Origin of the sequence: Leptolyngbya sp. FACHB-36 (assembly GCF_014695955.1) — a bacterium.
Lineage (GTDB): Bacteria > Cyanobacteriota > Cyanobacteriia > Leptolyngbyales > Leptolyngbyaceae > FACHB-36.
In genome coordinates, this window is record NZ_JACJPG010000138.1 from 1 (window position 1) to 3,388 (window position 3,388).

Here is a 3,388-nt window from a genome sequence, read left to right on the forward strand (position 1 = left end):
GATCGTGCCGCTGTCGGTGATCGACAGCTCTAGCCAGCGATTGTCAATCTGACGACACCACAGATCAATTCGACCGCCGATTGCCGATCGTTGGCTAGCGTTCAGCAGCACCTCGTACAGCACTAGCTCAATCTTGCTAACATCGCCGCTGATCGTCAGGTTAGTTTCGTCGTGCACCTGAAACCAAAGCTGTCGCTGCTTCATGACGCCGTCTACGCGCTCAAGCGATCGCTTTAGTAGCCCAATCAAGGAAGTCGCTTGAGCCTTCAAAGGGAGCTGCCACAGGTCCGACTGCACCAGTTGAGATAGAGGAGCGAGGGCGTCGGCAGCCTGTCGCAGAATCTGCTGCTGACGGGTACTGTAGAGCGGCTCTTTGGGGTTGCCCAGATCGCTGAGTCGCTTTAAGTGCAGCGAGACCGATCGGTACGCTTCCTCTGCGCAGCGATGCTTGTACCAAGTCAGTTGGGCAAGCTCTTGCCGCTGATCCGACAGCCGCTCAGTCAACATCAAATGGCGACGCGACCAAGCAAGCTGGCTAGCCAACGTAGCCAGAGCGTCTCGATGCTGTTCGGTCCAGTGCCGTTCGATCGTGTCGCCAACCAGCAGCACTCCGGTCGGTTCATGGTTAGGGTGCGTTCGTAGGGCGATCGCGAGAACTTGTCCAATCCCAACCCCTGTAAGCCACTGACGGCTTGCTGCCGGAATGGTCGTAAGGGTTAGCGGCTCCAAGCCGTCGTGCCGCAGGACGGCTTGAATCAGTGGGTCCGTAGGGATGGGAATGACCTGATCGGGATTGAGGGTAAAGGCATCGTTGGCGATCGCCGAGGTCAGAGCGTGCCCCTCTGTCCGCCCCGACGACCAAGCAATCAGCGCTGTCATCGGAGCGTTTAGCACCTGAGCGATGTGCTGTAAGGCAGCTCGTTCGAGGTGCTCAAGCTGGTCTAGCTGCCGCAGTTGGGTCAGTCCGGTTTGCAGGGCGTGGTTGACCTTCTGCTGCTGTTGGATGCACTGTTGCAGCTTCCACTGACGCAGCATCAAACCGATTTGCTGGCTGACGATTCGCACGAGTTCTTGCTCAGTGCGATTCCAGGTTCGGGGCGTTTCGTGACCCAAAATCACTAAGCCCTCTGGGAACCGCCCAACCGTTGTGGTGCACACCATCAGCGATCGCACCCCTAACTCCAGCCACCGATCGCGCCATGCCAGCAGCCTCAAATCGCCGTCTACGTTTTCAATTCCGATCGCCTCGGTGCTCTTTTCTAGTAGCTGCCAGTCGGCTGGGTGCAAAGAGTCTGGCGGCAGCGCGAATGGGCGACGGTTCTTCGGAAAGCTTTGGTAGCAGACTTCAAAAATCTCTCGCTCCTCGTTGTAGAGCAGCACCAAAAAGCGATCGGCGTGGAGCCGCTTGCACAACTGCTCAGCGGAGAATTTCAACGTCGCTTTCCAATCGTCGTCGTCGTAAATGACACGGGCAATTTCTGCGGTCAGCGATCGATCTAGCTTGAGGTGCGCGATTGTCTCTTCTAGCTCATTCAGGGGAGCCGTCAGCGCCACGATTTGCGCGGCGACGCGAATAAAGTTGCGCTCTTCGTCTGCCCAAATGCGCGCGTCGGTGCCTTCGACTGCCAAAAAGCCCAGTAGCTCGTTCTGAAATAGGATTGGAGCTGCCAGCAACGAGCGCGCTCGAATCTGCTGCATCAAGCGGCTAGTGGCGTCTGCGCGGAGAGAACTGTGCGCTTCGCCGATCGAGACCACCTGATCGGTCAGCAGTGCTTGGTAAAAGGCGCTAATGTCCTGAAGCGTGATGCCTGAAACCGACTGAGCGGTTTCGTGGAATCCCCCCGTACGCGATTGATGGCTGACTCTGCGCCAGAAGTAGCGGTGTTCCCGCTCGTACCAGTAGAGATTGGTTCGGGTGGGCTGAATAAATTGGTGCGTTTCTTGAACGATCGCCTCCAACCGCGCTCCCAACCCAGAGATCGATCGTACGTGCGTCAGCAGCGCCAGAAGTTGCTGATCGAGCTGCTTCGCTTGCTGCTGTCGCCAATCTGCCTCGATCTGCGACAGCGACGCTGCCAACTCTCCCAACACCATCGACAGCCGCGCTTTTTCGTCTGTCTGAGGCGCAGCACCCCACAGCGTAGAACCCAGCAGCACCACACCAAAGCAGCGATCGCGGTGGCGGATGGGAAAGATCACCGTTCCCTGAATGTTGAAGGTTTTTGCGGTCTTCCGCCACTCTCCTGCCCGCAGTTCTTCCCGCAGATCCGGCACGGCTAACGGACGCTGCTGGATCACAACTTGCTCTAGCAGATCTCCAGGAGATAAGAGAAATCGCTGCTTTAAGATAGGTACTTCGCCACCAGGAGTCGTGCCGCCCTTACCGATGAGGCGATGCTCCACGTGGTCGTACAGTCCGATCCAAATCAGGCTGTAAGCGAACTCCATTTGCAAGTAGCGCAACGTTGTGCTGAGTAATACCTCAGCATCTGCCTCTTCTCGCAGTACTTGTAGAGTGCGCCCCAGGGAAACCCACTGTTTGTCTGATGCGTTTGGCTCTTTGGGTTGAACCATGTCACGAAGCGATGAATGCGCTATTACCAAAGTAATACCCAAAAGCCCTTGCTGGTTTCCGCATGGGGACGCGATGGTGGCTCAAACGGTAGTACATCCCTGCTCATCGGTTATGTAGCAAGCGGGCTAAGATTTTGCTCAGCTCGGATGCGGAAGGTCCGATCGATAAATCAGGTTTGCCGCACCCGAATCAAGCTAGCATGAATAGCGATCGCAAAATTGCTTGGTCTGTAGCGTACCGCAGTGTTATCGATAATACTGTGAGCTGGGTCCCACTTCATTGGATATTTATCAAACGACTGTTCGTCCGATTCTGTTTTCTGGGCTAAAGGCTGACCCAGAGTGGCTACACCAGGCAACTCTGCAGGGGTTAGGCTGGCTCGATCGGCGTGCCGACTCTGTGCCGACGCGCTGGGCGCAAAAGCAAATGCGCCAATCTTACTGCCTTAGCGATCCTCGATTGCAGCAGTCGCTGTGGGGATTGAAGTTTGCTAATTCGATCGGGCTTGCGGCTGGCTTTGACAAAGACGGCGTCGCTTCCGGCGTCTGGTCGAGCTTTGGGTTTGGCTTTGCCGAATTAGGTACGGTGACGCTGCAAGCACAGCCCGGAAATCCGCGTCCGCGCCTGTTCCGGTTGCCGTTAGACCGGGCTGCCCTTAACCGCATGGGTTTCAACAATCACGGTGCTCCAGCGATGGCAGAAACCCTGCGGCATCGCTGGGGATCGCATTCTCAAGGTCCTCACAGTTCCGACTCAGACAGTCCTGTCTCGTTCCCGATCGGCATTAACCTCGGTAAGTCTAAAGTTACGCCG

At 56.6% G+C, this 3,388-nt stretch carries 1 protein-coding gene and 1 pseudogene; one reads left to right on the top strand and one right to left on the bottom strand.

Features of this window, described 5'->3' with window-relative positions:
* Positions 1-2,574, bottom strand: a 2,574-nt coding sequence (locus tag H6F43_RS01975) for a GAF domain-containing protein (RefSeq protein ID WP_190340339.1), incomplete at its 3' end; no start/stop codon positions are given.
* A 280-nt stretch (positions 2,575-2,854) separates the two neighbouring features.
* Between H6F43_RS01975 and H6F43_RS01980 the strand changes: the two are divergent.
* Positions 2,855-3,388: pseudogene (locus tag H6F43_RS01980) on the top strand (dihydroorotate dehydrogenase (quinone)); the annotation flags it as partial.